The sequence below is a fragment of the Agarivorans sp. 2_MG-2023 genome (genome assembly GCF_030548085.1).
Taxonomy (GTDB): Bacteria; Pseudomonadota; Gammaproteobacteria; order Enterobacterales; family Celerinatantimonadaceae; genus Agarivorans.
Genome location: NZ_JAUORQ010000030.1, coordinates 1 through 3,261, shown reverse-complemented (window position 1 = coordinate 3,261; position 3,261 = coordinate 1). Strand labels below are relative to the sequence as shown.

2 rRNA genes are annotated in these 3,261 nt (G+C 48.8%); both read right to left on the bottom strand.

Features of this window, described 5'->3' with window-relative positions:
* Positions 1-81, bottom strand: a 5S ribosomal RNA gene (gene rrf / locus Q4549_RS21820); the annotation flags it as partial.
* Positions 82-199: 118 nt separating this feature from the next.
* Positions 200-3,087, bottom strand: a 23S ribosomal RNA gene (locus Q4549_RS21815).
* Positions 3,088-3,261 lie beyond the last annotated feature (174 nt).

Here is a 3,261-nt window from a genome sequence, read left to right as displayed (position 1 = left end):
CACACTATCATCGGCGCAGTTGCGTTTCACTTCTGAGTTCGGCATGGGTTCAGGTGGGTCCACAACGCTATTGCCACCAGGCAAAAACTTGTTGTCTTTAACATTCGAAAAAGCTGAAACATCCCACGAGTCTAACAAGCACTCTTGGTTTCTAAAATAAGATTATCTTCATCAAACATACACACCACTTAGGTGTTGTATGGTTAAGCCTCACGGGTAATTAGTACAAGTTAGCTCAATGCCTCACAGCACTTACACACCTTGCCTATCAACGTTGTAGTCTCCAACGGCCCTTCAGGGGACTTAAAGTCCCAGTGAGAATTAATCTCAAGGCCTGCTTCCCGCTTAGATGCTTTCAGCGGTTATCAGTTCCGAACGTAGCTACTGGGCAATGCTATTGGCATAACAACCCAAACACCAGCGGTTCGTCCACTCCGGTCCTCTCGTACTAGGAGCAGCTCCCTTCAATTCTCAAACGCCCACGGCAGATAGGGACCGAACTGTCTCACGACGTTCTAAACCCAGCTCGCGTACCACTTTAAATGGCGAACAGCCATACCCTTGGGACCGACTTCAGCCCCAGGATGTGATGAGCCGACATCGAGGTGCCAAACACCGCCGTCGATATGAACTCTTGGGCGGTATCAGCCTGTTATCCCCGGAGTACCTTTTATCCGTTGAGCGATGGCCCTTCCATACAGAACCACCGGATCACTATGACCTACTTTCGTACCTGCTCGACGTGTCTGTCTCGCAGTTAAGCTGGCTTATGCCATTGCACTAACCGTACGATGTCCGACCGTACTTAGCCAACCTTCGTGCTCCTCCGTTACTCTTTGGGAGGAGACCGCCCCAGTCAAACTACCCACCAGACACTGTCCGCAATCCCGATAAGGGACCAACGTTAGAACATCAACACTACAAGGGTGGTATTTCAAGGTCGGCTCCACATCATCTAGCGACAACGCTTCAAAGCCTCCCACCTATCCTACACATGTAGGGTCAATGTTCAGTGTCAAGCTGTAGTAAAGGTTCACGGGGTCTTTCCGTCTAGCCGCGGGTACACCGCATCTTCACGGCAATTTCAATTTCACTGAGTCTCGGGTGGAGACAGCTTGGCCATCATTACGCCATTCGTGCAGGTCGGAACTTACCCGACAAGGAATTTCGCTACCTTAGGACCGTTATAGTTACGGCCGCCGTTTACCGGGGCTTCGATCAATAGCTTCGTCCGAGGACTAACCACATCAATTAACCTTCCGGCACCGGGCAGGCGTCACACCGTATACGTCATCTTTCGATTTAGCACAGTGCTGTGTTTTTAATAAACAGTTGCAGCCAACTGGTATCTGCGACTCTCAGCAGCTTAGGGAGTAAATCCCATCACCATCAAGAGCGTACCTTCTCCCGAAGTTACGGTACCATTTTGCCTAGTTCCTTCACCCGAGTTCTCTCAAGCGCCTTGGTATTCTCTACCCAACCACCTGTGTCGGTTTGGGGTACGGTTTCGTATAATCTGAAGCTTAGAGACTTTTCCTGGAAGCAGGGCATCAACCACTTCATGTCCGTAGACACTCGTCATCAATTCTCAGCCTTAGACACCCGGATTTTCCTAAGTGTCCAGCCTACAACCTTAAACATGGATAACCATCACCATGCTGGCCTAGCCTTCTCCGTCCTCCCATCGCAATTATACGAAGTACAGGAATATTAACCTGTTTCCCATCGACTACACTTTTCAGTCTCGCCTTAGGGGCCGACTCACCCTGCTCTGATTAACATTGAACAGGAAACCTTGGTCTTTCGGCGAGGGGGCTTTTCACCCCCTTTATCGTTACTCATGTCAACATTCGCACTTCTGATACCTCCAGCGAGCCTTACGACTCACCTTCAACGGCTTACAGAACGCTCCTCTACCATGCTAATAAATTAGCATCCGTAGCTTCGGTGCATAGCTTAGCCCCGTTACATCTTCCGCGCAGGCCGACTCGACCAGTGAGCTATTACGCTTTCTTTAAATGATGGCTGCTTCTAAGCCAACATCCTGGCTGTCTAAGCCTTCCCACATCGTTTCCCACTTAGCTATGACTTTGGGACCTTAGCTGACGGTCTGGGTTGTTTCCCTTTCCACGACGGACGTTAGCACCCGCCGTGTGTCTCCCGGATATTACTTAGTGGTATTCGGAGTTTGCAAAGGGTTGGTAAGTCGGGATGACCCCCTAGCCTTAACAGTGCTCTACCCCCACTAGTATTCGTCCGAGGCGCTACCTAAATAGCTTTCGAGGAGAACCAGCTATCTCCCGGTTTGATTGGCCTTTCACCCCCAGCCACAAGTCATCCGCTAATTTTTCAACATTAGTCGGTTCGGTCCTCCAATTGGTGTTACCCAATCTTCAACCTGCCCATGGCTAGATCACCGGGTTTCGGGTCTAATCCCAGCAACTATGCGCGCAGTTAACACTCGGTTTCCCTACGGCTCCGCTATTCGCTTAACCTTGCTACTGAAATTAAGTCGTTGACCCATTATACAAAAGGTACGCAGTCACCCCACAAGGGGGCTCCCACTGCTTGTACGTATACGGTTTCAGGTTCTATTTCACTCCCCTCACAGGGGTTCTTTTCGCCTTTCCCTCACGGTACTGGTTCACTATCGGTCAGTCAGGAGTATTTAGCCTTGGAGGATGGTCCCCCCATATTCAGACAACATATCACGTGTGCCGTCCTACTCGATTTCACTTAAAGTAGATTTTCATGTACGGGGCTATCACCCTGTATCGCTGTCCTTTCCAGAACATTCCACTAATCACATAAAAGCTTAAGGGCTAATCCGGGTTCGCTCGCCGCTACTACCAGAATCTCGGTTGATTTCTTTTCCTCCGGGTACTTAGATGTTTCAGTTCCCCGGGTTCGCCTCGCAACGCTATGTATTCACGTTGCGATACTGCATAAAATGCAGTGGGTTTCCCCATTCGGAAATCCATGTCTATAACGTCTTTTATCGACTTAACATGGCTTATCGCAGATTAACACGTCCTTCATCGCCTCTGACTGCCAAGGCATCCACCGTATACGCTTAGTCACTTAACCATACAACACCTAAATGTTGTCGCTTAACTAACTTGAATGGTCAGGCTGTATAAGTCCTGCCATTCGAGTACGATCACCTTATTTTTTTGAATACCAAAAACACTTGTTATTTTAACTCGTATTTTTGAGATATTTTTTATCAGCTTTTCCAAATTGTTAAAGAGCAATTGGTTC